The 26,994-nt window shown below is 61.4% G+C and carries 22 protein-coding genes, 1 tRNA gene and 2 pseudogenes; 17 read left to right on the top strand and 8 right to left on the bottom strand.

Annotated features, from left to right (window positions below; translation table 11 throughout):
* Positions 1 to 213: 213 nt before the first annotated feature.
* A complete protein-coding gene (locus AC0J41_RS21745) occupies positions 214 to 2,271 on the top strand; it encodes a methyl-accepting chemotaxis protein (protein WP_473013577.1) in 2,058 nt (685 codons plus the stop codon).
* Here the strand turns inward: AC0J41_RS21745 and AC0J41_RS21750 are convergent.
* A complete protein-coding gene (locus AC0J41_RS21750; RefSeq protein ID WP_473013578.1) occupies positions 2,264 to 3,166 on the bottom strand; it encodes a LysR substrate-binding domain-containing protein in 903 nt (300 codons plus the stop codon). The two genes, AC0J41_RS21745 and AC0J41_RS21750, sit on opposite strands and share 8 nt — an antisense overlap.
* Before the next feature lie 226 nt (positions 3,167 to 3,392).
* On the opposite strand from AC0J41_RS21750, the gene AC0J41_RS21755 reads away from it, so the two are divergent.
* The 9 genes from AC0J41_RS21755 to AC0J41_RS21795 all read left to right on the top strand — a co-directional run bounded on the left by AC0J41_RS21755 (position 3,393) and on the right by AC0J41_RS21795 (position 11,053).
* Complete coding sequence (locus AC0J41_RS21755; RefSeq protein ID WP_473013579.1) at positions 3,393 to 4,511, top strand: ABC transporter ATP-binding protein; 1,119 nt, start codon at positions 3,393 to 3,395, stop codon at positions 4,509 to 4,511.
* Positions 4,512 to 4,526: 15 nt separating this feature from the next.
* A complete protein-coding gene (locus AC0J41_RS21760) occupies positions 4,527 to 5,447 on the top strand; it encodes an ABC transporter permease (protein WP_473013580.1) in 921 nt (306 codons plus the stop codon).
* Complete coding sequence (locus tag AC0J41_RS21765) at positions 5,447 to 6,253, top strand: ABC transporter permease (protein WP_025109361.1); 807 nt, start codon at positions 5,447 to 5,449, stop codon at positions 6,251 to 6,253. The genes AC0J41_RS21760 and AC0J41_RS21765 overlap by 1 nt, the downstream gene beginning before the upstream one ends.
* 27 nt (positions 6,254 to 6,280) lie before the next feature.
* Positions 6,281 to 7,327 (top strand): ABC transporter substrate-binding protein, encoded by a 1,047-nt coding sequence (locus tag AC0J41_RS21770; RefSeq protein WP_473013581.1) that lies wholly within the window; start codon positions 6,281 to 6,283, stop codon positions 7,325 to 7,327.
* A 61-nt stretch (positions 7,328 to 7,388) separates the two neighbouring features.
* Positions 7,389 to 8,843: an amidase gene (locus tag AC0J41_RS21775; protein WP_473013582.1), complete on the top strand. Its 1,455-nt coding sequence runs from the start codon at positions 7,389 to 7,391 to the stop codon at positions 8,841 to 8,843.
* Between the two features lie 86 nt (positions 8,844 to 8,929).
* Positions 8,930 to 9,006: transfer RNA gene (locus AC0J41_RS21780), tRNA-Met, on the top strand.
* 236 nt (positions 9,007 to 9,242) lie between these two features.
* A complete protein-coding gene (locus AC0J41_RS21785) occupies positions 9,243 to 10,490 on the top strand; it encodes an S-type pyocin domain-containing protein (protein ID WP_473013583.1) in 1,248 nt (415 codons plus the stop codon).
* Between the two features lie 8 nt (positions 10,491 to 10,498).
* Complete coding sequence (locus AC0J41_RS21790) at positions 10,499 to 10,768, top strand: bacteriocin immunity protein (RefSeq protein ID WP_473013584.1); 270 nt, start codon at positions 10,499 to 10,501, stop codon at positions 10,766 to 10,768.
* Between the two features lie 33 nt (positions 10,769 to 10,801).
* Entirely contained in the window at positions 10,802 to 11,053 is a 252-nt protein-coding gene (locus tag AC0J41_RS21795; protein WP_473013585.1) for a bacteriocin immunity protein, read from the top strand.
* Between the two features lie 151 nt (positions 11,054 to 11,204).
* On the opposite strand, the gene AC0J41_RS21800 is transcribed toward AC0J41_RS21795, so the two are convergent.
* Entirely contained in the window at positions 11,205 to 12,317 is a 1,113-nt protein-coding gene (locus tag AC0J41_RS21800; RefSeq protein WP_473013586.1) for a M14 family metallopeptidase, read from the bottom strand.
* A 262-nt stretch (positions 12,318 to 12,579) separates the two neighbouring features.
* Between AC0J41_RS21800 and ggt the strand changes: the two genes are divergently transcribed.
* Positions 12,580 to 14,412 (top strand): gamma-glutamyltransferase, encoded by a 1,833-nt coding sequence (ggt, locus tag AC0J41_RS21805; RefSeq protein WP_473016031.1) that lies wholly within the window; start codon positions 12,580 to 12,582, stop codon positions 14,410 to 14,412.
* Positions 14,413 to 14,492: 80 nt separating this feature from the next.
* Here the strand turns inward: ggt and AC0J41_RS21810 are convergent, their stop codons facing one another.
* The 4 genes and pseudogenes from AC0J41_RS21810 to AC0J41_RS21825 form a co-directional block, all read right to left on the bottom strand.
* The gene (locus AC0J41_RS21810; protein ID WP_473013587.1) at positions 14,493 to 15,125 is read right to left on the bottom strand and encodes a LysE family translocator; all 633 of its coding nucleotides are present in this window, start codon (positions 15,123 to 15,125) and stop codon (positions 14,493 to 14,495) included.
* A 75-nt stretch (positions 15,126 to 15,200) separates the two neighbouring features.
* Positions 15,201 to 15,800: a flavin reductase family protein gene (locus AC0J41_RS21815; RefSeq protein WP_025109369.1), complete on the bottom strand. Its 600-nt coding sequence runs from the start codon at positions 15,798 to 15,800 to the stop codon at positions 15,201 to 15,203.
* 168 nt (positions 15,801 to 15,968) lie between these two features.
* Positions 15,969 to 16,577, bottom strand: coding sequence for a methyl-accepting chemotaxis protein (locus tag AC0J41_RS21820; protein WP_256214621.1), 609 nt, complete (start codon positions 16,575 to 16,577; stop codon positions 15,969 to 15,971).
* Positions 16,557 to 17,285, bottom strand: a pseudogene (locus AC0J41_RS21825) (PAS domain-containing protein); the annotation flags it as partial. The gene AC0J41_RS21820 and the pseudogene AC0J41_RS21825, both read right to left, overlap by 21 nt.
* 236 nt (positions 17,286 to 17,521) lie before the next feature.
* On the opposite strand from AC0J41_RS21825, the gene AC0J41_RS21830 reads away from it, so the two are divergent.
* Positions 17,522 to 18,892: a GntT/GntP/DsdX family permease gene (locus AC0J41_RS21830; protein WP_473013588.1), complete on the top strand. Its 1,371-nt coding sequence runs from the start codon at positions 17,522 to 17,524 to the stop codon at positions 18,890 to 18,892.
* Positions 18,893 to 18,898: 6 nt separating this feature from the next.
* On the opposite strand, the gene AC0J41_RS21835 is transcribed toward AC0J41_RS21830, so the two are convergent.
* Positions 18,899 to 20,212 carry an MFS transporter gene (locus AC0J41_RS21835; protein ID WP_473013589.1) on the bottom strand — a complete coding sequence of 438 codons (1,314 nt, stop codon included), beginning with the start codon at positions 20,210 to 20,212 and terminating at the stop codon, positions 18,899 to 18,901.
* 223 nt (positions 20,213 to 20,435) lie between these two features.
* On the opposite strand from AC0J41_RS21835, the gene AC0J41_RS21840 reads away from it, so the two are divergent.
* From AC0J41_RS21840 to AC0J41_RS21855, 4 genes and pseudogenes are all read left to right on the top strand, one after another.
* Positions 20,436 to 21,854 (top strand): short-chain fatty acid transporter, encoded by a 1,419-nt coding sequence (locus AC0J41_RS21840; protein ID WP_473013590.1) that lies wholly within the window; start codon positions 20,436 to 20,438, stop codon positions 21,852 to 21,854.
* A gap of 218 nt (positions 21,855 to 22,072) precedes the next feature.
* Positions 22,073 to 23,757, top strand: a pseudogene (locus tag AC0J41_RS21845) (acid phosphatase).
* 119 nt (positions 23,758 to 23,876) lie between these two features.
* Entirely contained in the window at positions 23,877 to 25,058 is a 1,182-nt protein-coding gene (locus tag AC0J41_RS21850; RefSeq protein ID WP_473013591.1) for a hypothetical protein, read from the top strand.
* Between the two features lie 181 nt (positions 25,059 to 25,239).
* Entirely contained in the window at positions 25,240 to 25,755 is a 516-nt protein-coding gene (locus AC0J41_RS21855) for an SET domain-containing protein-lysine N-methyltransferase (protein WP_473013592.1), read from the top strand.
* A 6-nt stretch (positions 25,756 to 25,761) separates the two neighbouring features.
* On the opposite strand, the gene can is transcribed toward AC0J41_RS21855, so the two are convergent.
* Positions 25,762 to 26,406, bottom strand: coding sequence for a carbonate dehydratase (can, locus tag AC0J41_RS21860; protein ID WP_003228196.1), 645 nt, complete (start codon positions 26,404 to 26,406; stop codon positions 25,762 to 25,764).
* Positions 26,407 to 26,547: 141 nt separating this feature from the next.
* On the opposite strand from can, the gene AC0J41_RS21865 reads away from it, so the two are divergent.
* Positions 26,548 to 26,952, top strand: coding sequence for a serine kinase/phosphatase (locus AC0J41_RS21865; protein ID WP_473013593.1), 405 nt, complete (start codon positions 26,548 to 26,550; stop codon positions 26,950 to 26,952).
* The last annotated feature ends 42 nt before the right edge of the window (positions 26,953 to 26,994 follow it).

Consider the following 26,994-nt stretch of genomic DNA (forward strand, 5'->3'; position numbering starts at 1 on the left):
ATAGCGCAACGCCATGGTCTGAATCTTGCCTTGCTTCTCTCCTCGAACGCGGTGGCCTTACAAAGGCGGCCGAGAATGGGAAGTTTCGCTACAGAGCCGGCCTACAGAGCGGGCGAGAGTGAACTTTCGAGGCCTTTTAGCAGGGCACAACATCATGGTCGCACGACCGCGATGCACGCCGATGGTGCGTGGTGTCCAGAGGAGTCATAGGGCATGCAGGCTTTCCTTTCACCGGGGATCAAATTGCTGGGGCGGTTTGGCTTCGCACGTAAATTTCAGCTGTTGTTTCTGTTGTTCATTCTGCCGTTGGCCGGCAGCCTGCTGATGATCGGCCAGGACTATCGCGACAAGCTCAACCTGATTTCCGGCGAACGTGCCGGCGTGCGGCAGTTGCTCAGCCTCGATGCGCTGGACAATCTGCTCGCCGCCCAGCGCGATCGCGCAGCCCGCTGGCGCGCCACTGAAACCAATCGCCAGCCGACCCCGGCCACCCTCGCCGCCATGGCGGCGTTCGACGCCGTACAACCCGCCCTCGTGCAAGCCACCCGTGATCTGGGCAATGCGCTGAGCAAGGAAGGCGCCGAGGGCGAAACCCTCGCCCGCTATCAAGCGCTGCAAACCGCACTCGGTGGCCTGGATTCGAAAAGCCTCAGCAGCGTCGGCTGGTGGCCGGACGGCTATGACCGCTTCACCAACGCCCTCAGCGCCCTGCAAGCCTTGCGCGAGCAGATCGTCATGGACAACCGCCTGACCCTCGCGCCATGGCTGGAAACCTATCTGCTGACACAGATCTCCACGCAGCACGCACCGGACCTGATCGAGCGCATCGGCCGCCTCGCTGCAGTCGGTCAGGCTTCAGTGGTCTCGGGCCAGTTCACCCTGCAGAGTCGCCTGCAACTGCGCGACCTGCGCAGCCGTATCGGCGATGCCCGCGAGCAACTGGTGAAAACCGCCGGCCTGCTTGAAGCGCGTTTGCCGAGTGATCTGCAGACCTGGGCCGGCCAATACCACGACAGCCTCAAGCGCCTCGATGCCGGTCTCAAGGTACTCGATGACGGCGTGTTCGGTGGCAGCATCACGCTCAAGCCCGAAGACTTCGAGCGCAGCCTCGATGCACTGCTGGGCGATCTCGCCTCGTTGCGCCAGCAATCGCTGCTGTCGCTGGATCAACGCCTGGATGCGTACCATGCTTCGGCGATTCGCCAGTTCATCGTGGTCGCTGCCGTGTTCGGTTGCCTGCTGCTGGCGGCGCTGTATCTGTTCGTGTGCCTGCAAGCCTCGATCCGGCGCAGCGCCAGCGGCATCACTCTGCTCGCCGAGGCCTTGCGTGACGGCAACCTGAGCTTGCAAGTGCCGGTGGTGGGCCGCGATGAGCTGGCGGCGATCAGCACTGCGCTCAACGTTGCCGTGGTGCAACTGCGCAGCAGTATGCTCGGGGTCGATCACGAGACCTCGCAACTGAGCAACGCGGTGCGCAGCCTCAACGAGCATTCCAGCGGCGCACTGAGCGAAGTCGAGGCGCAGCAGTTGCAGATCAGCCAGATCGCCGCCGCCGCCACGCAACTGGCCGCGACCTCGCAAGGCGTGGCACAGAGTTGCGAACAAGCCTCCGGCAGCGCCCAGCACACCCGGCGCATCGCGGCCGACAGCAGCCGTGACAGCCAGCGCACCACGGCAAGTATCCAGCAGCTTAATCAGCGCTTGAACGACACCGCAGCGGCACTCGGCCGAGTCAGCGAGCAAGGCCAGCAAATTCAACTGGTGGTCGACACCATTCGCGGCGTGGCCGAACAGACCAATCTGCTGGCACTCAACGCCGCGATCGAAGCGGCACGCGCCGGCGAACAGGGGCGCGGGTTTGCCGTGGTCGCCGATGAAGTGCGCAGCCTGTCGCAGCGCACGCAGTCGTCCACTGCGCAGATTGCCGGCACAGTCGACAGCCTGCGCGCTACGGTCAACGAAGCCGTAAGCTTGATGGAAGCCGCCTGCGGTCAGGCGCAAACCGATGCCGAGTCGGTCACCGGCCTCGGTGAACGTTTGGGAGAAATCGCCAGCGCCGTGCAAAGCGTCACCGACACGTTGGCGCAGATCGCCACGGCGGTTGAGGAACAGGCCAGTACCGCCGATGAAGTCAGCGGCAATATCCAGCAGGTCGATCAGGCGGCCGTACGCTTGCTCGAAGGCGCCAGGGCGGTAAACCTGGCGGCGGACACCCTGAGCAAGGGCAGCAAGGCGCTGAGCGACAACACCGCGCGCTTCCGTCTCAGTTGATCACTGCTTCGGGGAAGTCCGCTTCCAGCTCATTCTTGAGCCATTGAATAAACCACGCGACATCCGCCGAGAGTTCGGCGGACGGCGTCAGCACCCGGTAGCTTTCCAGCTTCACTTGGGCATCGACCGCGCGCACCAGTTTGCCGCTGGCGAGCTCATGGCGCACCAGCACCTCGTTGGCCAGCGCGATGCCCTGCCCGCTCTCGGCGACAGACAGCGCGTGGTCATTGTTGACGTAGAGCATGTCCGAGTTCAGGTGGATATCGAGGTCGTGAGCAGCAAACCACAGATTCCACCATTCGCCGTCATCGACGTGGATCAACTCGTGACGGACCAGATCGGCCGGGCCGTCGATCGGTGCGATGCTGGCCAGATACGCCGGCGTACAGATCGGAAACACCCGCGGGCAAATCAGCGCTTGCCGTGAGTCGGCATACTGCCCGTCGAGGCCGTAGACGATCCCCAGATCGGCACTCTTGCCGTCCACTTCGGTGAAGGTGGAATTCGGCTCGATCGCCAGTTTCAATCCCGGCCGCAGATGCCGCAATGCTTCGATCCTTGGCATCAGCCAGCGCTTGGCAAATCCCGGCACCACCATGATTCGCAGCCAACGCTCGGCATCTTTCGGCCGAGCTTCCTTGCCCGCCTCGATGATCAGTTGCAACGCGGCGCTGATCTTGCGGTGGTACTTCTCCCCCGCCGGCGTCAAGTTGACCCCGCGCGAGGTGCGCTCGAACAGTTGAATGCCCAGCCAGTCCTCGAGCAACTTCACGTGCCGGCCAATCGCCGGCTGGGTCACGTGCAGGGCTTTCGAGGCCTCGACATAGCTGCCCAGCCGGGCGGCGGCATCAAAGGCACGCACCGCGTTGAGCGGCGGCAAACGGTGGTCGGGCATGATTGCTGGCCCCTTTGGCTATTAAATTAACTAACACCTGCCATGTTTAAATTGAAGTGTCGTCCCGTGCAACCCCTGGCTGATAATCGAGCCACAGCAGAACAAAAAAACAGCTGGTTTCACCCCGTACGCAATCTCGATCCTGCCCAGAAAAATAATATCCATGGCCCGACGACACGCTGATGTGCAGCGCAATCGCAGGCGATGGGGGAATCGGAGGTAACGCATGAATGCCCTGCATTCGCTGCAAACACTGGCGGTGTCCATCCGCTCGGTGCGCAAGGTTTACGGTGATCCAAACACCGGTCCGGTGGCGTTGAAAAATATCGACCTGGACATTCGCGACAACGAATTCTTCACCCTTCTCGGCCCGTCCGGCTGTGGCAAGACCACGCTGCTGCGGATGATTGCCGGGTTCGAATTTCCCACTCAGGGTGAAATCCTGCTCTACGGCGAAAACATCGCCGACCGCCCGCCCTTCCAGCGCCCGGTCAACACGGTGTTCCAGCATTACGCGCTGTTCCCGCACATGACCATCGCCGAAAACCTGGCCTTCGGCCTTGAATCGCACCCGATGGGCAAAGTCATGAACAAAGCGCAAATAGCCGAGCGGGTTCGCGAAATGCTCGCGCTGGTGCAGATGGAACGCTTCGCCACTCGCAAGCCGGCGCAGCTGTCCGGCGGCCAGCAACAACGTGTAGCGCTGGCCCGCGCGTTGGCGCCGCATCCGAAAGTCCTGCTGTTGGATGAGCCGCTGTCGGCCCTCGACCTCAAGCTGCGCCAGGCCATGCGCGAAGAGCTGAAAAGCATTCAGGCCAAGACCGGCATCACCTTCATCTTTGTCACCCACGACCAGGAAGAAGCGCTGACCATGTCCGACCGTATCGCCGTGTTGTCCGAAGGCGAAGTGCAGCAGGTCGGCCGCCCGGAAGACATCTACGAACGCCCGCGCAATCGCTTCGTTGCCGACTTCATCGGCGAAACCAACTTCATTCAGGGCACCGTCACGAAGATCGAGGATGGCATGGCCTGGTTCGCCGGACCGGCCGGCCATCCGCTGCCGGCACAACCGTGCAGCGACGTGGCCGTCGGCGCCAACGTGACCTTGTCGGTGCGCCCCGAGCGCCTGCACCTGGTGCCTGCCACAACCGAAGCCGCGCTGCCGTGCCGGATCGACGCGCAGATTTATCTGGGCACAGACCTGCAATATCAGGTCAGCCTCGGCGACGGGTCGCGTCTCACCGTGCGCACACCCAACTGCGTCGATCAGAGCCTGCGCTTCGCCGTCGGCAGCCAGGCCGGTCTGTTGTTCGACCGTGGAAGCGCCAGCGTCCTGCACGATTGAGCCCGAGGAGTTGCCATGCACGCCTTACCGATTGCCAACACACTGGAGCGCCGCAAGGCCTTCCAGAGTTTCCTCGGGGTCAGCCCGGCGCTGGTCGCCATCGGCCTGTTTCTGCTGGTGCCGATCCTGATCGTCATCGGCTATTCACTGATGGAAGCCAACCCCTACGGCGGGGTCAACAAAGTCTTCAGCAGCGACGCCTACACCTCGCTGCTGTTCGAACGGCAAATGGACGACAGCCTGGCCTTCGCCGACTCGTACCTGATCATCGCCCTGCGTTCGGTCGGCATCGCCGGCCTGACCACCGTCATCACGTTGCTGATCGGTTTTCCGGTGGCGGTGTGGCTGGCCATGCAGCCGGCGCATCGCCGTGGCCTGCTGATCTTTCTGATCACTGTGCCGTTCTGGGCCAACCTGCTGATTCGCACTTACGCCTGGATTCTGCTGCTGCGCAACACCGGAGTGATCAACAACAGCCTGATGGGCCTGGGCGTCATCCATGAGCCGCTGCAACTGTTGTATACCGACGGCGCGGTGTTGCTGGGGCTGGTTTATACCTACGCACCGTTTGTGGTGCTGCCGATCTACGCGACGTTGGAAAAGATGGATATTCGTCTGCTCGAAGCGGCTCAGGATCTGTATGCCGGGCGTGTGCGCACCTTACGCAAAGTGGTGCTGCCGATTGCCAAACCCGGGATTCTCGCCGGCGCCATCCTCACTTTCGTGCCGTGCCTGGGCGCGATGATCGCCCCGGAACTGCTCGGTGGCGGCACGCGGATGATGCTCGGCAACCTGATCTTCCGGCAGTTCAGCGATGCGCGTAACTGGCCATTCGGTGCGGCGTTGTCGCTGGTGCTGATGGCCGCAGTGATGTTGGTGCTGACGGTCTATGCCCTGCGCGCCGAGCGCCAGCGCATCGCCAAGGGAGGTGCGTAATGCTCGCTCTATTCAAACGCAAAGGGTTGGGCGTACAGGACTTCCCCGGCTTCGGCGGCTTCAGTTTCCTGTTCTATCTGTACCTGTATGCGCCGATCGTGGTGCTGGTGGTGTTCTCGTTCAATGCCAATCAATCGGCGACGGTGTGGACCGGGTTCAGCCTCGACTGGTATCGCGCCGCGTTCGCCAATCAGGCCTTGCGTCAGGCCGCCGGCAACAGCCTGTTGATCGCGGTCTGCGCGAGCATGATCGCCACGGCGATTGCCACCCTCGCCGCCCTCGGCACTTCGCGAGGCGCCAAGTTCAAGGGCCTGCAATTGTCGATGGGCGCGATCATGTTGCCGCTGGTGTTGCCGGAAATCGTCGTCGGTGTGGCGACGCTGGCGCTGTTCTCGACCATTGGCCTGTCGCTGGGTTACGGCAACCTGATCATCGCCCATACGGTGTTCTGCATTCCGTTCGCCTACCTGCCGATCCGCGCTCGCCTGAACGACATGGACCTGTCGCTGGAGCAAGCCTCGGCCGACCTCTATGCCGGCCCGTGGCGAACCTTTCGCAAGGTCACTCTGCCGCTGCTGATGCCGGGGATTTTCTCCGGGCTGATGCTGGCCTTCATCGTCTCGCTGGATAACTTCGTGATCTCGATGATGGTCTCGCAGGCCGGCACCACGACCCTGCCGATCTTCATCTTCGGCCTGTTGCGCATGGGCGTCACACCCGATGTCAACGCCGTGTCGACGCTGATCCTCGGCGTCTCGGTGCTGTTCGTCAGCCTCTCTTACCTGCTGGGCAAAAAGAACGCCTGAACCTTCCAAGAACTGTGGGGAAATAGCATGAGCAAGTGGATAAAAAGCGTCGGCACTTCGTTGTTCCTGACTGTGCCGCTGGCCATGGCCGGCAGTCTTCAGGCCGCCGAAAAACTCAACGTGGTGAGCTGGAGCGGTTACTTCTCGCCGCAGATTCTCGCCAAGTTCCAGAAGCAGACCGGCATTGAAGTCACGGTCGATTCCTACGACTCCAATGAAACCCTGCTGGCCAAACTGAAACAGGGCGGCGCGGGGTATGACGTGGCGATTCCATCGCACCAGTTCATCCCGATCCTGATCAAGGAAAACCTGTTGGAGCGCTTTGATCCGGTCAAAGAGCCCTACTACGCCAGCGTTGTGGATAACCTGAAAAAGCCGAGCTGGGACCCCGAAGGCGCGTACTCGGTACCCTTCATCTGGGGCACCACCAGCGTGGTTCTCGACAGCGCTCGCTACCAAGGCCCGGCTGACAGCTACAAGGTCCTGTACGAACCACCAGCCGAGCTGCAAGGGCGGATCAACATGTTCGACTCGGTCAGCGACATGGTCGACATGGCCAGCCTGTACCTGAATATTCCGCTGTGCAGCGAAGACCCCAAGCAGATGCAGCAGATCCTCACGCTGCTCAAGGCCCAGAAGCCGTTCGTCAAGACGTACAGCTCCAAGGCCGGCTCGATCCGCGAGAACCTCGCCTCGGGTGAAATCGACATGTCGATGTTCTGGGGTGGTTCGTCGATGCGTGCCCGCGAGATGAAGCCGACGCTGAAATACCTGTACCCGAAAGAAGGCGTGCTGGCCTGGGTCGACAACATGGTCATCCCCACCGGCAGCAAGAATCCGGCGAACGCCAAGGCGTTCATCGCCTTCCTCAGCCAGCCGGAAAACTCGGCGATGACGCAGAACTTCCTCAAGCATCAAAGCCCGATCAAAGGCGTCGAACCGTTCCTCGATGCGAGCCTCAAGGACGCGCCTGAGCTGCACATTCCCGAAGGCACGAATGTGGTGTTCAGCAAGACCTGCGGTGAAGGCGCGATCCGCCTGGCCGATCGTCTCTGGACCAATCTGATGCGTTGATCCCTGCCGCCCCGGCGTTGGGCCGGGGCGTTTTTCCAGCCGTCTGAAAGGCGCCGTTGTCATGAATTCCAATAACATCAGCGAACTGGTCCTGCTGCAGGCCAATGAACTCGCCGAACGCATCCGCCTGCGCCAGGTGTCCTGCCGGGAAGTGATGCAGACTTACCTTGCCCACATCGACCATTTCAACCCGTTGGTGAATGCGCTGATCAGCCTGCAATCACCTGAAAAACTGCTGGCTCAGGCCGATGAACGCGATGCCGAACTGGCCCGTGGCGAGTACCGCGGCTGGATGCACGGCCTGCCCCACGCGATCAAGGATCTGTCGCTGACCCGTGGCATCCGCACCACGCTCGGCTCACCGTTGTTCAAGGACTTCATTCCCGAACGCGACGGCATCATGGTCGAGCGGATCAAAGCCGCCGGCGCGATCATCATCGGCAAGACCAACACCCCGGAATTCGGCCTCGGTTCGCAGAGTTACAACCCGCTGTTCGGCGCGACAGGTTGCGCCTACGACCCGAGTAAAACGGCGGGTGGCAGTAGCGGTGGCGCAGCGGCGGCGCTGGCGATGCATCTGGTGCCTGTCGCGGATGGCAGCGACATGATGGGCTCGCTGCGCAACCCGGCGGCGTTCAACAACATCTTTGGTTTTCGTCCGTCACAGGGTCGTGTGCCGTTTGATGACAGTGCCGATCTGTTTTTTGATCAGCTCGGTTACGAAGGGCCGATGGCGCGTAGCGTGAAGGATGCGGCGTTGCTGTTGTCGGTGCAGGCTGGCGGTGATGCGCGGGCGCCGTTGTCCATCGCTGAATCTGGTGAGGCCTTTGCGGCGCCGCTGGGGCGTGATTTCAAAGGTACGCGGTTGGGTTGGCTCGGCAACTTCAACGGTTATCTGCCGATGGAGCAAGGCGTTCTGTCGTTGTGTGAGAAGGCCTTTGCTGATTTTGAGAGCCTTGGTTGCCATGTTGAATCGGTTGAGCCTGGTTTCGCGCCTGAGCGACTTTGGAGCAGTTGGCGGACGTTAAGGCATTGGATGGTCGCGGGGTCTTTGGGCGCGACGTATGCCGATCCGCAGAAGCGCGCGTTGCTGAAACCTGAAGCCTGCTGGGAGGTGGAAAACGGTCTGAAGCTGTCGGCCAGCGAAGTGTTTGCCGCCTCGGTGGTGCGCAGCGACTGGTATCGGGCGATCTCTCGTTTGTTCGAACAATACGACTACCTGTTGTTGCCCAGCGCGCAGGTGTTCCCGTTCGACAAGTCACAGCCATGGCCGACCGCTATCGAGGGCGTGAGCATGGACACTTATCATCGCTGGATGGAGGTGGTGATTCCCGGCACGTTGTCCGGGTGTCCGGTGGCGAACGTCCAGGCCGGGTTCAATGCGCAGGGGTTGCCGATGGGGCTGCAGATCATCGGCCGGCATCAGGCAGACTTCGCGGTTCTGCAACTGGCGCACGCGTATGAACAGGCCAGCCGCTGGTTCGAACGCTGTCCTTCGCCCCTGCTCGGCCCATGATTTTGATAAACGGTTGAAAGCGTAGAAAAAATTTTTAAATTTACGCTTGACGCTTTTCCATTTCAGGGGAATAATGCGCGCCACTTGGCTACATAGCTCAGTTGGTTAGAGCATAGCATTCATAATGCTGGGGTCCGGGGTTCAAGTCCCTGTGTAGCCACCAAGTACTAAAAACGGCTTACCGAAAGGTAGGCCGTTTTTTTATGCCCGTAGAAAAGTGCTGGCACCCTTCCCTAGTCAATGACCCGAGAAAGCACGGCAGGAAAAAGGTGCTAACGGTGTACGAAAGAGATTTTTCGTAAAACCATACGCCTGTAACTCACCCCATCGATTTGCCCGAATTCCCCATTGACCGACAAGCTCCCCTGGCTCGATTCAAAAGCCATACAGGGAGTTGTCATGGCTCGATTCAAATCCCTTTTCGACGATGACTGGCTTTGGAAACGCTACAACGGTGGCGCTTCTTGGGGTTCGTGGTATGTGCCTAAAGCACCGGAGCCGGTGTACATCGAAAAGGATGAATGGCCAACGCCCAGGCCCCGCGAAGATCAGGTGTTCGCCAAGTCCTGCACTGTGGAGAACTGGTGCCGAACGGACGCCGGCACGGCACTCGAATCCGCCGCCAATTTCGGCAAGATCATGGTCGCCGGCGCCATGCTCTTGCCCTCTGCCAGCACCGCTGTCGCGACGGCAATAGGTGCCGATCTGGCCTTGGGGCGTTTGGCGGGCGGCGGCATTTTGCAACAACGCCTCAACTGGGCAATTCGCGGCGCTGCTGGGCCGGCCAGCGTGTTCGTCCTCGGGATGCTGCCGACCCGCATGGGCGACGGCACGCTGCACACCGACGAACAACTGCGCCGCATGAGCCGCGCGCCCACTCGTGTGCGCTTCCAGTTTCGGCGTGATGCCGAAGGGGTCATGCAGGTTTACGGCATCCACTCCGGCGCTTCGGGCGATGACTCGGTGCGTACAGTCAACGTCGAGTGGAACAGCGACAAGACTGCGATGGAGGCCAAGCTCGACGGCATTACCATTTTGTGGACGCCACAACGCGGCCCCCTAGGATCAATGCCGCCGCTGGTGTATCCAGAACACGGCGAGCAACTGAACACGATCCTTGTTCATCCGATTCCCGAGAACACGGATACCCAGATAGAAGGCCTGCCCGGCGAGGACATTACTGCCGAGGATTGTATTCTGGTGTTCCCGGCGGACACTGGGTTGAAGTCGCTGTATGTGGTGTTTTCGAAACCGGCCAGACTGACGCCGGGCACAGTGACGGGGGTTGGTGAGGATGTATCCGGGATCTGGTTGGAACATGCCCGGGCTGGATCTGGCGCACCGATCCCAACCACTATCGCCGATTCACTGAGAGGGCGCGAATACTCTACTTTTGATTCATTCAGACGAGCCTTCTGGACCGCTGTCTCGAGAGATGGTGCGGTAGCTGGGCAGTTTAGCGATGACAGCATGGAACGTATGCGCAACGGGAAGGCACCGCGAGCTCGCTTGATGGATGCTGCGGGCAAGAGGATCTCTCACGAGATTCACCACGTGGAATTAATATCCGAAGGCGGCGAGGTCTATAACGTTGATAACCTGCGGATCCACACGCCAAAAAATCACGTCGAAATACACCAAGAATAGGGAACAGCATGAACGATCCATTCATCAAGCGCAGCTTTTCGGACTACACCGAACAAGACTTCGTTGAATTCGTGGACGAGATTAGAAAAGAAGATAAGGCGCCCACTGATGAGCGTGCAGATGTTTTAGTGCGGCACTTCAACTCGATTGTTGGACATCCAAGCGGGATGGACCTTATTTACTATCCAGAACCTGAAGCTGACACGTCGTCCGCTGGTATAGCTCGTACAGTAGCAGCATGGCGTGCAGCCAACGGGCTGCCTGGGTTCAAGCAATAAGTCCCAATCAATTTAAAAAGCAGTGAGTACGCCTTGGTAAAAATATCCGGCGACACAGAAACCGAATTTATCCGCTTCGTCGAAAGAATACGGGCAACAAACAAAAGTGGATCGGATTCGAAGCTTGGTGAACTGCTGGCACACCTCAGGATGCTTACTGGCCACCCGGATGGAACCGACCTGATTTTTTATCCCGAGCAAGGAGAAGACAACTCTGCCGAGAGCGTTACGAAGACTGTAAAGGAATGGCATGCCGCGAATGGACTGCCCGGTTTCAAGCGATAAGCGCATTTATACCTTGAGACAACACCGAACCCGTGGCGAGGGGATTTATCCCCGATGGGGTGCGAAGCGCCCCCCCTCTTCAGTGCAAATGAATGGGACTGCTGCGCAGTCCATCGGGGATAAACCTCCTCACCACAAGGCTATGCCTGACCTACTCAGGCTTCTCTGCCGATAGGGCTTCCAACCCCTTCACCCAAATCTGCCGAGTGCGCTGCCCCACCATCGCCCGCCAATCCGGATCAGCCGGATAAAACTGCTCCAGCAGATTCAACTTGATCCTCCTCCCCGTCGCATCCAGCGGATCGCCATGCAGATGCAGCCAGTGGTCATCGCGCAAATAACGATGCACATCCGGCCCTGGATACGTCCCGCACTCAATCACGAACGGCATCAACTGCACGTCCGGTAAAGCATTGAGCAACGCCTGCGAGGTGTACCCGGTAGCCGTCGCTGCCACACCGGTTTCACTCAAGGTGTCGGCGCCGGTGTGCAGCGTGTAAAGCCATGGGCCATAAATCGCCTGAGCCTGTGCGAGTGCCGGGTAAGGCGCCTGGGTGATAGTCAGCAACATCGGATGGCCGTATTCGCCAGCGCCGGTGTGCAGGTCGAAACACATCACGGTTTCAGCGCCGGCCAGATGCGTTTCGATGATTTGATGCAGCGTGCGATTCGACCAGCTCGGTGCGCGGCCGCCATAGAACAGGCCATCGGGATGACTGTGCTGACCGCCCTCGACAATCGACATCACCGCCGGCCAGCCGTGTTCGGCAATCTGCGTATCGAGCAGGGCATCGGCCCGCGTGCGCTCGAGGCCGTTCAGATCGGTGCAGGCGTAGATCTCGTGCAATGCCGCGTAAGCGCGGTTGTCCGGCAACGGCCCGGTGAAATCGAGGTGATTGCGGTTGAGGTCGATGTTGTCCTCGTTGACCCGCCGCAACCACGCGGTACCCCACGGGTTGATCAGGTGCACCATCACCACCGCGACATCCTTGGGCAGCGAGCCGGGCACAAAAGTCTTCAGCCAATCGATCTGACACTCCGACCCGTAATACCCCTCGACCCCGTGGGTGCCGCTGATTGCGACCAGCCGCCGCTTGGCCTGCGGATCACCGAGCACGGCGACGTCGGTGCTCAAGGGTTCACCGAAGGGCCCGCAACGTGGATGTGCGTAGGAGGTGAGCGTGGCTCCGACAGCATTGGCCGCGGCAAGAAACTGTTCGCGTTGATCGCGGTAACTGGATTCGGTGGGAAACTCGCTGTGCATGTCGGCCTCTTGTTGATCTTGTATTGGTGGGAGCGAGCCTGCTCGCGAAGCGGTTTCGCATTCAATAGTCAGGTTGGCTGACACACCGCTTTCGCGAGCAAGCCCGCTCCCACAGGGGCGTATTTCAAGTCTGTGGATTTGACGCTGACCCTAGCGAACATCCGCCCTGAAAAGAAAGACAAAAATGCCCACCGGTTTGCGTCGCGACCAACCGGTCGATAAAGTCCGTCAGACCTTTCACCCCACGGACGGAGAGCACCACGTGTTTCCAGCCCTGCCCCTGAGCCGCTTTCGCCTGCCTGCACTGACCCTGCTTGTCAGCGCCCTGACCCTCACCGCGTGCAACGCACCGCCCTCCTCGACGTTGCCGCTGGCCCCGGAAGCCGCCTCGGGCTACCGCACCGATCTGCAGACCCGCCACGCCAGCCAACACATGGCCGCTGCCGCCAACCCGCTGGCCGCCGAGGCCGGTCGGGAGATGCTGCGCAAGGGTGGCTCGGCCATCGACGCGGCAATTGCCATGCAAGCGGTGCTGACGCTGGTCGAACCGCAATCCTCCGGGATCGGTGGCGGCGCGATGATCGTGCTGTGGGACGGCAAACAGGTGCGCACTTATGACGGTCGCGAAACCGCACCGGCCGGCGCCACCGAGCAGTTGTTCCTGCAAGCCGACGGCAAACCGATGCCGTTCCCGCAGGCGCAGATTGGCGGGCGCTCGGTTGGCACACCGGGCGTGCTGCGTGCACTGGAAATGGCGCACCAACAACACGGTCGCCTGCCATGGGCCACGTTGTTCGAGCCTGCGATCAAACTTGCCGAGCAGGGCTTTGCGATTTCTGCGCGACTGCATTCGCTGCTGGAATCCGACCCGGTGATTCGCCAATCGCCGGACATGGCCGCGTACTTCCTCAACAGCGACGGAAGCGTCAAAGCCGTGGGCACGCGCCTGCAGAACCCGGCGCTCGCCGCTGTGCTCAAGCGCATCGCCCACGAAGGCCCGGATGCGCTGTACAAAGGCCCGATCGCCGAAGAAATCGTCGCCAAGGTGCAAGGCCACGCCAACCCCGGCAGCCTGTCGCTGAAGGATCTGCAAGGCTACAAGGCCAAAGAGCGCGCACCGCTGTGCACTGACTACAAACGCTGGCAGGTCTGCGGCATGCCGCCACCGTCGTCGGGCGGGATCGCTGTGGCGCAGATCCTCGGTACCCTGCAAGCACTGGAAACCCGCGACCCGCGCCTATCGCTGACGCCGCTCAAACCGGTGAAAACCGACAAACCCGCCGGCATCGAGCCGGCACCACAAGCCGTGCACCTGATCGCCGAAGCCGAACGCCTGGCCTACGCCGACCGTGCGCAATACGTCGCCGACACCGATTTCGTCCCGGTGCCGGTCAAAGGTCTGGTCGACCCGGGTTACCTCGCCAGTCGCGCCAGCCTGATCGGCGAACGCAGCATGGGCAGCGCCAAGCCGGGCACACCGCCGGGCGTGCAGGTGGCCTACGCGCCGGATCGCTCGCCACTGCGCATCTCCACCTCGCAGGTCGTCGCCGTGGATGACCTCGGCGGCGCCGTATCGATGACCACAACCATCGAAGCGGCGTTCGGCTCGCACCTGATGGTTCAGGGCTTTCTGCTGAACAACCAGATGACCGACTTCTCGTTCATCCCCGAAGAGAACAGGCAGAAAGTCGCCAACCGCGTCGAACCCGGTAAACGCCCACGCTCATCGATGGCGCCGACGCTGATCTTCGATCGCAACAGCGGCGAATTCCTCGCCAGCGTCGGCTCGCCGGGCGGCTCGCAGATCATCGAGTACGTGGCCAAGACCACCGTCGGCCTGCTCGACTGGAACCTCGACCCGCAAAGCGCCATCAGCCTGCCCAACTTCGGCAGCCGCAACGGCCCGACCGAACTGGAGCAAGGCCAGTTCAGCCCGGCGCTGATTCAGGCGCTGAAAGACAAGGGCCACACGGTCAACGAAATCGACATGACCAGCGGCACGCAAGCCATCGTGCGGGTCAAGGATGCACAGGGCAAAGCGACGCTGGAGGGTGGCGCGGACCCACGGCGTGAAGGGGAAGCGTTGGGGGATTGAGGTTACGACGTAAAGAGAAAAGGCTTACCGCAGGGTAAGCCTTTTTAGTGCAAGGGGTTTGACTCGCAAGATCACCCGGCTCAGCGATTAGCCACCAGATGCGCCCCAAACAACAGATAGCAGCCACCGGCCAAGCGATCCAGCCATTGCCGCGACCGCTCGTAAACGCTCGCAATTCGCCGGCTGGCAAAGAACAGCGCCACGCTGCAATACCAGCTGAACGACAACGTCGCCATGGTCAGCACCGCCAGCGCCAGCAACAACGGCGGCACATGGGCCGGCATCGCGGTGGCGAAGATGGTGGCGACGAACAGTGCCGACTTGGGGTTGGTCATGTTGCCCAGAAAGCCCCGTCCGTAGGCGCCGAGCAAGGTCTGCTGCGAGGTGTCCAGCGTCCCGTGCATGATCGGCGCCTTGCGCTTGAACTGCTTGAGCCCGAGATAGATCAGGTAGCAGCCGCCGGCGATCTTGAAGCTCAGGTACAGCGTCGGCGCTGCACTGAACAGCGACTGGATGCCCAAGCCGCCAGCCAGGCCCCACAACACCGTCCCGCTGGCGACACCGAGTGCCGCGACCACTCCATGGCGGCGCGAGCGGCTGACCGCCAGTTGGGCGATGTTGAAAAAGTTCGGACCGGGTGTGACCACCGCGACTGTCCACAACAATGCCAGTGACAGCAGCGGGGCGAGATAACTCGAAAGGGAAAGGTCCATGGGGCACGCGCCTGATCGGTTCGACAATGCCCCACACCTTGCTCCATTCGGCGCAGGTTTTCCATCAGGCGAATGTCACTGCGGCAAGGTTTTGCCGTCCACCGCATCGCCAATCGTCAGGAAGTGCCCGCCAGCCACGTGGTGCAGCGTACGCAAACCATCATGCCCGTCGAAATGCCAACGCCCGTCGCTGAACACGCGCTCATCGGCCTGGGCGGCGATGACCTCGGCGAGGAACAGGTCGTACTGCTCGTGATTGCGCGGTTCGGGCAGCAAGCGGCACTCGAGCCAGGCGACGCAGCCTTCGAGCAGCGGGGCTTCGACGGTTTCGCCAGCGAAGGTCTGCAGGCCGTAAGCCTGAAACTTGTCCTGCCCCTGATCCTGCTTGATCTGCAGACCCGAGGTATTGCCGACGGTTTGCACGATGTCGGCCTGATTGACGCACGGCACGTTGAGCACAAACGTGCCGCAGGCTTCGAGCAACTGGCGGGTCCAGGTGGACTTATCAAGGACGACCGCGACTTTCGGCGGTTCGAAATCCAGCGGCATCGCCCACGCGGCGGCCATGATGTTGCGTTGGCCGTCATGGGCAGCGCTGACCAGCACGGTCGGCCCGTGATTGAGCAGACGGTAGGCTTTGTTCAAGGGCACCGGGCGGCGGTGGGAAGCGCTCATGGGGATCTGCTCCGGAGAAAAAGGAGCCGATTGTAGCGCCACCGCTGAGGAAACACTGAATCTGTGGGAGCGAGCCTGCTCGCGAAGGCGTAAGGTCAATCACATCAATGTTGAATGACACGCCGCTTTCGCGAGCTGGCTCGCTCCCACAGGAGAGAGGCGTGCAGGTCAGTGGGAAAGTTGATTGGCAAACTGCCCGACCGCATCCACCACTTTCTGCGCGCCGTCCTGAATCTCGACGATCACCGTGCCCGCCTCTGCTGCCAGCGCCAGGCCTTGTTCGGCCTGAAGCTTGCCGTCGGTCATCAGGGCTACGGCGTTGCGCGCCATCTCCTGGTTCTGCCGCACCACGGTGACGATCTCTTCGGTCGCCTGACTGGTGCGCGAAGCCAATTGCCGCACTTCGTCGGCCACCACCGCAAAGCCCCGGCCCTGTTCGCCGGCACGGGCCGCTTCGATGGCAGCGTTGAGCGCCAGCAGGTTGGTTTGCTCGGCAATGCCGCTGATGGTTTTGACGATGGTACCGATCACCTGCGACTGCTCGTTCAGCGCCTCGATGCCCTCGCCGGCAGACTGCATGTGTCGCGACAGATCACGCATCACATTCACCGCCTCGGTGACCACCGTGGTGCCACGTTGCGCGGTGCTGTCGGTTTGCTGCGAAGTGCTGTAGGCAATGCTGGCCGCGTCGGCTACCGCTTGTTCGCGATTGACCTGATCGGTGATCACCGTGGCGAACTTCACCACTTTGTAGAGTTTGTTGTTGGCATCGACCACCGGGTTGTAGGACGCCTCCAGCCACACGGTACGACCATGGCTGTCGACACGCTTGAAGCGCTCGGCCACAAACTCGCCATTGTTCAGACGACGCCAGAAATTCTGGTATTCGGCGCTGTTGTACTCCTCAGGCGTGCAGAACATCCGGTGATGCTTGCCCTTGATCTGCGCCAGGCTGTAACCCATGCCGCTGAGGAAGCGCTCGTTGGCATTCAACACGTTGCCGTTGAGATCGAACTCGATCACCGCAGTGGAACGCACCAGCGCGCCAATCAGGTTTTCGTGCTCGCGGGAGGCTTCGATGGTACGGGTCAGATCGCTGGAGAAAATCGAGAAATGCTTGATCCGGCCATCCGACGAGCGCACCGGCTGCACGATGGAGCGCAGCCACGCCTCTTCGCCATTACCGCGCAGCAGGCGCACGGCCCCGGCGAAATGCTCGCCACGGGTCAGCGCGGCCTTGAAGCGATGGTGAAACTCATCGGCCTTCACATGCGCCGGAACGATGTCTTCAATGGCGCGCCCCACCAGGTCCTGGCTCTTGTAGAGCATTTCGGCGAGGAAGTTCTGATTGACCGACTGGATCCGCCCATCGGCCTCCAGGGTCAGCACCAACATCTCGCTTTCCAGGCTTTCCTTCACTTGCAGCAGGCTGGAGAGTTCTTCACGAAGAGCCGCCAGCTCTTGCTTGAGGCGTTTGTTGAACATGGGAAAGTACCGATGGCTGGGTAGAAAGCGGGATGCAGCCTAACCATCGGCCTTGGAAAACTTTTCTGAAGAGCAATTGAGACCGGTCAGTCAAAAATAATCTCAATGGGCCATTGGTCTTATTCGCCCCCGCAGAACGGATACAAAACCCGGCGCTCTGGCCCGGCCATATCAGGTATTCTCAGGGCAAATTGCAACAATATGTTGCCGGTATCCGCCCGATAAGGAGTTCCGTTTTGGATTTATCGACCGCTGCCTGGATGGTTCACGACACCCGCCTGATTCTCTGCTGCCTACTGGCGATCGCGACGATTATCGTGTTGATCAGCGTCACCAGGCTTCCGCCCTTTCTATCGATCCTGATCGGCACGTTCATTGCCGGCGTCGGCGCGGGTTTACCGCCTGAGGACGTGGCCAAGGCGTTCAGTAAAGGCGCCGGGGCAATTCTCGGTGAGGCGGGGATCATCATCGCGCTGGGCTCGATGCTCGGCGCGCTGATGGCCGAATCCGGCGCCGCCGACCGCATTGCGTCGACCTTGCTCGGGCTGGGCAAAGGCAAGTCCCTGCCGTGGGTCATGGCGCTGGTGGCGATGGTGATCGGCCTGCCGCTGTTCTTCGAAGTGGGGCTGGTGATGATGGTACCGATCATCTTCGTCATGGCCCGCCGCTCCGGTCAGCCGCTGTTGAAAATCGCGATTCCGGCGCTGGCCGGGATGACCACGCTGCATGCCCTGATGCCGCCGCATCCCGGGCCGTTGATCGCGGTCAGCGCGTTGCACGCCGACCTTGGGCTGACCATGTTGCTGGGCTTCAGCATCGCCATCCCGGCGGTGATCCTGGCCGGACCGATCTACGGCAACTGGCTGTCGAAACGCATGCACGTCGATGAGCCGGCAGAACTCGGCGCGCTGTTCAGCGCCCCGCCAAAAGCGCCGCGCCAGCCGAGTTTCGGCATGTCGCTGCTGATCATTCTGTTGCCGGTGCTGCTGATGCTCGGCAGCACCCTGGCGAAAGTCGCGATGAGCCCGCAAAGCAGCGTCGCCCTGACCCTGAAGTTTCTCGGCGAGCCGTTGGTGGCGCTGGGCATTGCCGTCATGGCGGCAGTGATCTGCCTCGGCTGGGCCAACGGTATGCCGCGTGAACACGTCGGTAGCACCCTGCGCAAAAGCCTCGCGCCGATTGCCGTACTGTTGCTGACCATTGGTGCCGGTGGCGGCTTGAAGCAGACCTTGCTGGATGCCGGCGTCAGCCAGACCATCAGCAAAGTCGCCGAAGGCGCGCACATGCCGTATCTGCTGCTGGCCTGGCTGATTGCCGTGGCACTGCGTCAGGCCACAGGCTCGGCGACGGTGGCCACCACAACGACGGCGGGGATTCTGGCGCCGATGATGGCGGGCCTCGCCGCGACGCAAAGCTCGTTAGTGGCGCTGGCGATTGGCGCCGGCTCAGTGTTCTTCTGCCACGTCAACGACGCCGGCTTCTGGATGGTTCGCGAGTACTTTGGCCTGCAACTGAAACAGACGATCTGGGTCTGGTCGATCCTGCAAACCATCGTCTCGGTGGTAGGCCTGGTGGGGACCTTGCTGTGGTGGCACTGGTTGACGTAACGGCCTTCAGGAACAGCGCGCTACCGAACGGCGCCCGACCCCGGGCATGCGCACACCGAAGTACGCCGCGCTGACGATGCCGACCGCGCCCATCACCGCGCAGAACATCACACAGATCCATGGGCTCCATGGCATCAGACCGATCAGCAGCAGCGGTGTGATGCTTGCCCACGCGGCGTAGGCAATGTTGTAGGTGAAGGAAATGCCGGACACCCGGATACGCGCCGGGAACAGACCGACCATCACTGACGGCACCGCGCCGACCACACCGCAGGCCAGGCCGGCGATGGCGTACGCCAGCCCCACCCAGTTGCCGCCCATGATCAGACAGCTGTAAAGCACGCCGATGCCCAATGGCAGCAGCAGGCTATAAAGCATGACCGTGCGCCAGGCACCAAGGCGATCGACCAGCAGTCCGGCAATCACGCAGCCAATGTTGAGAAAGACGATGCCCAATGCACTCAGGGCAAAGGTGTGGCTGGCGGTCATGCCGAAGGTTTTCTGCATCATGGTCGGGGTGATCACCACGAACACCACCACCGCCGAGGTCAGCACACATGTCAGCAGCATCGCCGGCAGCATCGCCAGCCGATGCTCACGCAGCACCGTGCGCAACGGCAGTTCGACCCGCGCCTCGCGTTGCGCTTCCATGGCCATGAACACCGGCGTTTCGCTCAGCCAGCGGCGCAGGTACACGCCAATCACGCCGAACACTCCGCCGAGCAGGAACGGATAACGCCAGGCGTAATCGAGTATTTCCGCCGGGGTAAACGCCTGCGCGAGAAACGTCGCAGTCAACGCGCCGATCAGGTAACCGAAGGTCAGCCCGGCCTGCAAAAAGCCCAGGGCATAACCGCGATGCCCGGTGGGCGCATGCTCGGCGACGAACACCCAGGCGCTCGGCACCTCACCACCGACCGCCGCGCCCTGCAGGATGCGCAGCGCCAGCAACAGCAGCGGCGCGAAGTAACCGATCTGCGCATACGTCGGCATGATCCCGATCAGCAGGCACGGCAGCGCCATCATCAGGATGCTCAGGCTGAAGACCTTCTTGCGCCCCAGCCGATCGGCGAAATGCGCCATCAGGATCCCGCCCAGCGGCCTCGCCAGATAACCGGTGACGAAGATCCCGAAGCTTTGCAGCAGACGCAGCCACTCAGGCATTTCCGGCGGGAAGAACAACTGGCTGAGGGTCAGGGCGAAGAACACGAAAATGATGAAATCGTAGATTTCCAGCGCCCCGCCAAGGGCTGCAAGGCCGAGGGTCTTGTAGTCGGAACGGCTGAACGGCGCCGGTCGGGCTGTGGATTGGGCAGTCATGGCAAAGAACTCTGGCAGGCAAAAAACCAAGGCGCTCATGGTCTACGCAAATCCGCCTGGGGACAACCCGTTAGACCATAGTCATGGTTTTGCAAAACCTGCTCACAAAAGCGCTTGGCTTGATTTACTGTTGAGGCCTGTCTGCAGCCACGGTCCAGCTCCCACCCAAAGCACTCAGTGATCTGCAGACCCAAAATAACCATAAAAATCCGAGGTACTTCCTGTGGCCGTTGAGATCGAAGATAGCCGCTCCGCGCGCTTTGCCCTGCGCTGCTCCAGCTTTGCCGAACGCTGGTTCCCCGACTCTTGGGTATTCGCTGCATTGGCGGTAATCATTGTTGCGTTGGCCACTATGGCCATGGGCGCCAAACCCACCGATGCGGCGATGGCATTCGGCGACGGGTTCTGGAGCCTGATCCCGTTTACCATGCAAATGGCCTTCGTGGTGATTGGCGGTTACGTGGTCGCCAGCTCGCCGCCGGCGGTCAAACTGATCGACAGACTGGCACGCATCCCGAAGAACGGCCGCTCCGCCGTGGCCTGGGTCGCGCTGATCTCGATGGTCGCTTCGCTGCTGAACTGGGGCCTGTCGCTGGTGTTCGGCGGTTTGCTGGTGCGCGCCCTCGCCCGCCGCTCCGATCTGAAAATGGATTACCGCGCGGCCGGTGCTGCGGCGTATCTGGGCCTGGGCGCGGTCTGGGCGCTGGGGCTGTCATCATCGGCCGCGCAATTGCAGGCCAACCCGGCCAGCCTGCCGCCGTCGATCCTGTCGATCACCGGGGTGATTCCGTTCACCCAGACCATCTTCCTCTGGCAGTCCGGCGCCATGCTGCTGGCACTGATCGTGATTTCGATCATCGTCGCCTACGCCACCGCCCCCGGCCCGAGCTCCGCACGCGATGCCAAGGAGTGCGGCATCGACCCGGCGTTCAATCTGCCGCCACTGCAACCGCGTACCCGGCCCGGCGAATGGCTGGAACACAGCCCACTGCTGATCATTTTGCTGGTGCTGCTGGCGGCCGGCTGGCTGTTCCACGAGTTCTCGACCAAACCGGCGATCACCGCGATTTCCGGGCTCAACACTTATAACTTCCTGTTCATCATGCTCGGCGCCCTGCTGCACTGGCGCCCGCGCAGCTTCCTCGATGCGGTGGCCCGTGCGGTGCCGACCACCACCGGCGTGCTGATCCAGTTCCCGCTGTACGGCTCGATCGCCGCGCTGCTGACTACGGTCAAAGGCGCCGATGCGCAAACCCTGGCGCATCACATCTCGACCTTCTTCGTCAGCATCGCGTCCCACGACACCTATGCGCTGTTGATGGGCGTGTACTCGGCGATTCTCGGCTTCTTCATTCCGTCCGGGGGCGGCAAGTGGATCATTGAGGCGCCGTACGTGATGCAGGTTGCCAACGACCTGCAATACCACCTCGGCTGGGCGGTGCAGATCTACAACGCCGCCGAGGCGCTGCCAAACCTGATCAACCCGTTCTACATGCTGCCGCTGCTGGGCGTGCTCGGCCTGAAGGCGCGGGATCTGATCGGCTTTTCGTTTGTGCAACTGCTGGTGCACACGCCGCTGGTGCTGTTCTTGTTGTGGGTGCTGGGGACGACATTGGCGTATACGCCGCCGGTGATGCCGTAAACCAGTTTAAAAACCAACACCATAAAACCTGTGGGAGCGGGCTTGCTCGCGAATACGCGGTGTCATTCACCAGTGATGTGACTGATACAGCGCATTCGCGAGCAAGCTCGTTCGCACACTGGTGCACCGCCCGCTTCAAATTGTCACCCAAACGTCACATTCGCTTGCTAGCGTCCGCCCGAAACAAACTGAAACAATTAAGCAAAACGGGCTGACAGATGAAAGACGAAACAGACGGCACTGACGCACCTGAATCCGACAACCCCACCGACACCAGTCGCCGCCGCTTCCTCGGCGGAGTCGCTGTTCTGGGTGTGGGCGCCACGCTGGCTGGCTGCGGTAACGCCAGCGATCAGCCGGGCAAACCGGCCGAACGCCCGCTGACGCCGACCGAGCTGGACAAGGCCCTGCGTGACCAGGTGAAAACCGTGGTGGTGATCTACGCCGAGAACCGCAGCTTCAACAACCTGTTCGGTGATTTTCCCGGTGTCGAAAAGCCGCTGTCTGCCCTCAAGCCTGCCGATTATCAACAACGTGACCGCGACGGCAGCCTGCTGCAGGCTTTGCCGCCTGTCTGGGGCGGGGTGTTGCAGATCGGTCCGCAAACCCTCGATGGCGTGACCTACCCCAGCGCCACCCAGTTTCAGGAGAATCTGCCCAACGCGCCGTTCGCCCTCAAAGGCCCGAATGCCGAAGACTTGCCGTTCGGTCTGGTCACCCGCGATTTGTGGCACGTGTTCTATCAGAACCAGATGCAGATCAACGGCGGCAAGAACGACGGCTTCGTCGCGTGGGCCGACTCCGGCGGCCTGACCATGGGCCACTACGCCCAGAGCCGTTATTCCCTGCGTCTGTGGGACGTGGCCCGGGAGTTCGTGCTGTGCGACAACTTTTTCCAGGGTGCTTTCGGTGGCTCGTTCCTCAACCACCAATACCTGATCAGCGCCACCGCACCGTTCTATCCGGACGCAGCCAATTCGGTGGCCAAGAGTCAGATCGCCGCCCTGCAAAGTGCCGACCCGGCCGATCCGCGCCTGAAACCGCTGGAGCAATCGCCGGCCAGCGCCATGACCGGTCCGCCGCAGTTCGGCCCGAGCGCGCTGACCCCGGACGGTTTTGGTGTGAACACCCTCGCGCCACCGTACTGGCCGACGTGGATTCGTGATCCGGAGCGTCCGGAATACTCAAAAGCCGATCTGCCCAATGTGATGGTGCCGCAAACCCACGAGCACATCGGCGACAAGCTGTCGAAGAAGAGCATCGACTGGGCGTGGTACGCCGGTGCGTGGCAAGCGACGCTGGAGCAATACAAGGACTCGGGCGGCATTCCGAAGATTCCCAACTTTCAATATCACCACCAGCCGTTCAACTACTTCAAGCAGCAAGGCCCGGAGAGCGCAGTAAACGCTTGCGCGATGCCGGCCTGGGGGACGAGTCGAGCACCAACAAATTCTTCGCCGATGCCGAGGCCGGCAAGCTGCCGGCGGTGAGTTTCTACAAACCCCAAGGCAACCTGAACATGCACGCCGGTTATGCCGACGTGGCTTCCGGCGACCGGCACATCGTCCGTGCCCTTAAGGTGCTGCGCGAAAGCCCGCAATGGAAAAACATGGTGGTGGTCGTCACCGTCGATGAAAACGGCGGCTGGTGGGATCACGTTGCACCGCCCAAAGGCGATCGCTGGGGGCCAGGGTCGCGGGTGCCGGCGCTGGTGGTGTCGCCGTTTGCCCGCAAAGGCACGGTGGATCACACGGTCTACGACACGGCGTCGATCCTGCGCCTGATCACTCGAGTGTTCCAGCTCGAAACCCTGGATGGTCTCAAGCAGCGTGACGAGGCGATGATCGCCCGCGGCCAGAAACCCATGGGCGACTTGACCAACGCTCTGCATTTCCAGGCCTGAAACCAAGCCCTGCGGGCTGACGCAAAAAACCGTGAATGACGGCTTCTCTGTGCACCACGGCTGATCCAATATGAAGCGCCCCGACATCACGGGGAACCCACGCTGAAAAGGATCTGAGCATGTTCAAACTCGCAGGACTTACCCCCACCGCACTGGCGCTCGCCGCGTTCACGCTGAGCGCGGCGGCCCACGCCGATGTCGACCTGAAACTGGGCAGCACCGAGCGCGTCACCCGTCTCTTCGCCTACCCCAACAATTGCAGCGTGATCTGCTATCGCAACTGGTCGCTGGAGCAAACCGTCGCCCACTACCTGAGCCAGAGCGTGCAACGCGACGGTTACGCCAATGCCAAGGTGTTGGTGAAGAACGATAACGGGCAGATCCATGTCGAAATCAGCGGCGTACCGAAAGGCTACGACAAGCCGCTGTCGGCACTGCTCGACGCCGGCGATCTGGCCTACAACGGCGCCAGCAAGCTCAACGCCGATGGCAAATGGGCTTACAGCTGGTACCTGTTCCTGCCGCTGGGCATGGCCCTGGAAAATCGCAAGAGCGTCGAGTTGCTGCACTTCCCGCCGGACTATTCGTTGACCCAGGCACAGGATTACCTGCGCTCGAACACCACCGACCGCTGGGCCACGCTGCTGACCGACAACGGCATCCCGGCTGATCAGACCCCGGCCTATCAAACCATCATCGACATCGCGCCGATCGCGGCGCCGTCCAATGCCGGCAGTGATCTGGAGGGGGTCTACGACTACTTCAAGGATTACCAGACCACACTGGTCAAGCAGTTCAGCCAGACCAGCGCCGGCACCACCCTGCCGATGGTCGCATTCGGCGCACCGGTGCGTAACTGGATCAAGCAGCAATACGGGCCGACTGTCGGCGTTTTGGGGCTGGCAACCATCAGCCCGAGCACCGGGGTGAATGTGCCGGTGCTGGGCTCGAACCATCCGAGCTACATCTGGTACGCCGCTGACCCGGCCAGCTACAACGGCGATGAAGCCAAGGCTGACGCCGCCGGGCTGAAGGTCATGGGCCAGGACTTGAGCGCGGCCTGCTGGCAGGCCGGGATGGGCAGCAAACCGGGCACCGACCCGAAAACCCTGCTCAACAGCTGCACGCAGACCTGGCAAGTGACGCAGAAGGTCAAGACCTGCGAGCTGTTCTACACCTCGATCCGCAACCTGACCCCGGAACAAGCGGCCGCGAAATGCTCGACCACGCCGATCAAGGCGCAGCTGCAACAGCTCAAGGGCGAGTTGCCGGCCACTGCGGTGCCTGCCCCCCACCTCTGATCTGCTGAAAAGGCTTCTCGTGTCAGTCAATGCTGACGCGGGAAGCAGCTCTTTTCGCCTGTCAGATCTGACAGTAGACGCTATGCGGCATTCGAGAAATGATTGGATCCAAAAAACCGGGTTGCGGCACTGACAGGACGTCAGGCCACGCAAGTCACAACACTTGATGACAGGGAACGTTATGGGCAATCACGCACATCGGCACCGCCTACCTCCCGATACGCCAGGCATCTACCCATTCGCCAGGTTGCCCGTGCGCCTCGGCTTCCCTTCTACGCTCGATTTCGAAATCGTTCAGGATCAACAGGGGCACGCCGCAGTGGTGGCACGCCGGGAGTTCTTGCGCATCACCCGAATGTGCCGTATTTCCGGGCAACTGTTGCCCTATCGCTGTCGCCAGACCCGTCAGCTACTGACCGGGATCCATATCTATGACCCGCGCTTTTGCGGGCTGCTCGAACACGCCTGCGACCCGAATGTGTTCCTCGACATGAGCGAACTGTGGCTCTGGGCACTGCGCGATATTCACCCGGGAGAGCACCTGACCATCGACTTCGCCGCCACCGAAGATCGCCTGCTGCAGCAGTTTGCCTGTACCTGCGGCGGGCCACGCTGTCGAGGGTGGGTCACCGGTTACGATGACCCACCCAGTATCGAGGGCCAGCACTTCCTGCAGCGCTGGCGGCGTGCGCACTGATCGGTCTTACAACGCTCCGACGGGGCGTAGACGGTATTGCGGCGGCAGTTGCTCGAAACCGCTGATCGTGGTGTTCAGGCTTTTCCAGCGACCGTCCTTGATGCCATAGATGCAGCCGTGAATCGACAGACTCTGCCCACGATGCCAGGCGTTCTGGATGATGCTGGTGTGGGCAACGTTGGCCACTTGCTGGACGACGTTGAGTTCGCACAACCGGTCGACCTGTTCTTCTTCGGTCGGCAGCTTCGCCAGCTCTTCACGTTTTTCGTAGTACAGATCGCGGATCGAGCGCAGCCAGCCGTCGATCAGGCCGAACTGGCGATCCTGCATCGACGCGCGCACACCGCCGCAACCGTAGTGGCCGGTGACGAGGATGTGTTTGACCTTGAGTACGTCGACCGCGTACTGGATCACCGACAGGCAGTTGAGGTCGGTGTGCAGCACCACGTTGGCGACGTTGCGGTGTACGAACAGATCGCCCGGCAGCATGCCGACAATTTCGTTGGCCGGCACCCGCGCGTCGGAGCAGCCGATCCACAGGTACTCAGGGGTTTGCTGGCGCGCCAGCTTGGCGAAGAAATCCGGGTCTTCCTTGGTGATCGCGTCAGCCCAACGCTCGTTGTTATCAATCAGGTCTTGTAAGTCGTGCATGGTGTAAGGCCTCAAGAAAGATGCGCTGGTATGACAGACGACCGCACGTCGGGGTCACGCAAGAACCGCAGGTGTTTTTCTTTGGAATTCTCGTGTGCCCGGTGAGTCCACTCAGTAAGGCCCACAGTATGAGGAATTGCCATGACTGATTCACGACGTCCGTACGATGCGGTGCAACCGGAACCCATCGATGATAACGAAGACCGCATGGGCTCGGTGCATGAGCTGGATTTCGATGAAGACGAACCCAGCGCGAAAATCGGCGACGAGATTCCGGAGCGCGAACGCGAGCAACTGATGCCCGACGAGCGAGTGCGCGAGGCCGGGTTTACCGGCGCATCGACCGCTGACCATGAACCCACCGACGATGATATGAGCCCGGAAACGCTGATTCATGAAGACGGCGCCCGCGATGCCGAAGAGGCCGGAGAAGGCAATCAGGCAGATTGGGATTTGAGCATTGTCGACGAGGATGACATCGGCGGCGGCAATGGTCTGGATGAAGCGGAGCTGGCGCGGCGTGATCCGCTGGACGGCAACCGCTGATCTGTATTGCCTGTCAGGACGCATTCGCGAGCAAGCCGGCTC

The sequence above is a fragment of the Pseudomonas sp. Arb-4-2C genome (assembly GCF_055755015.1).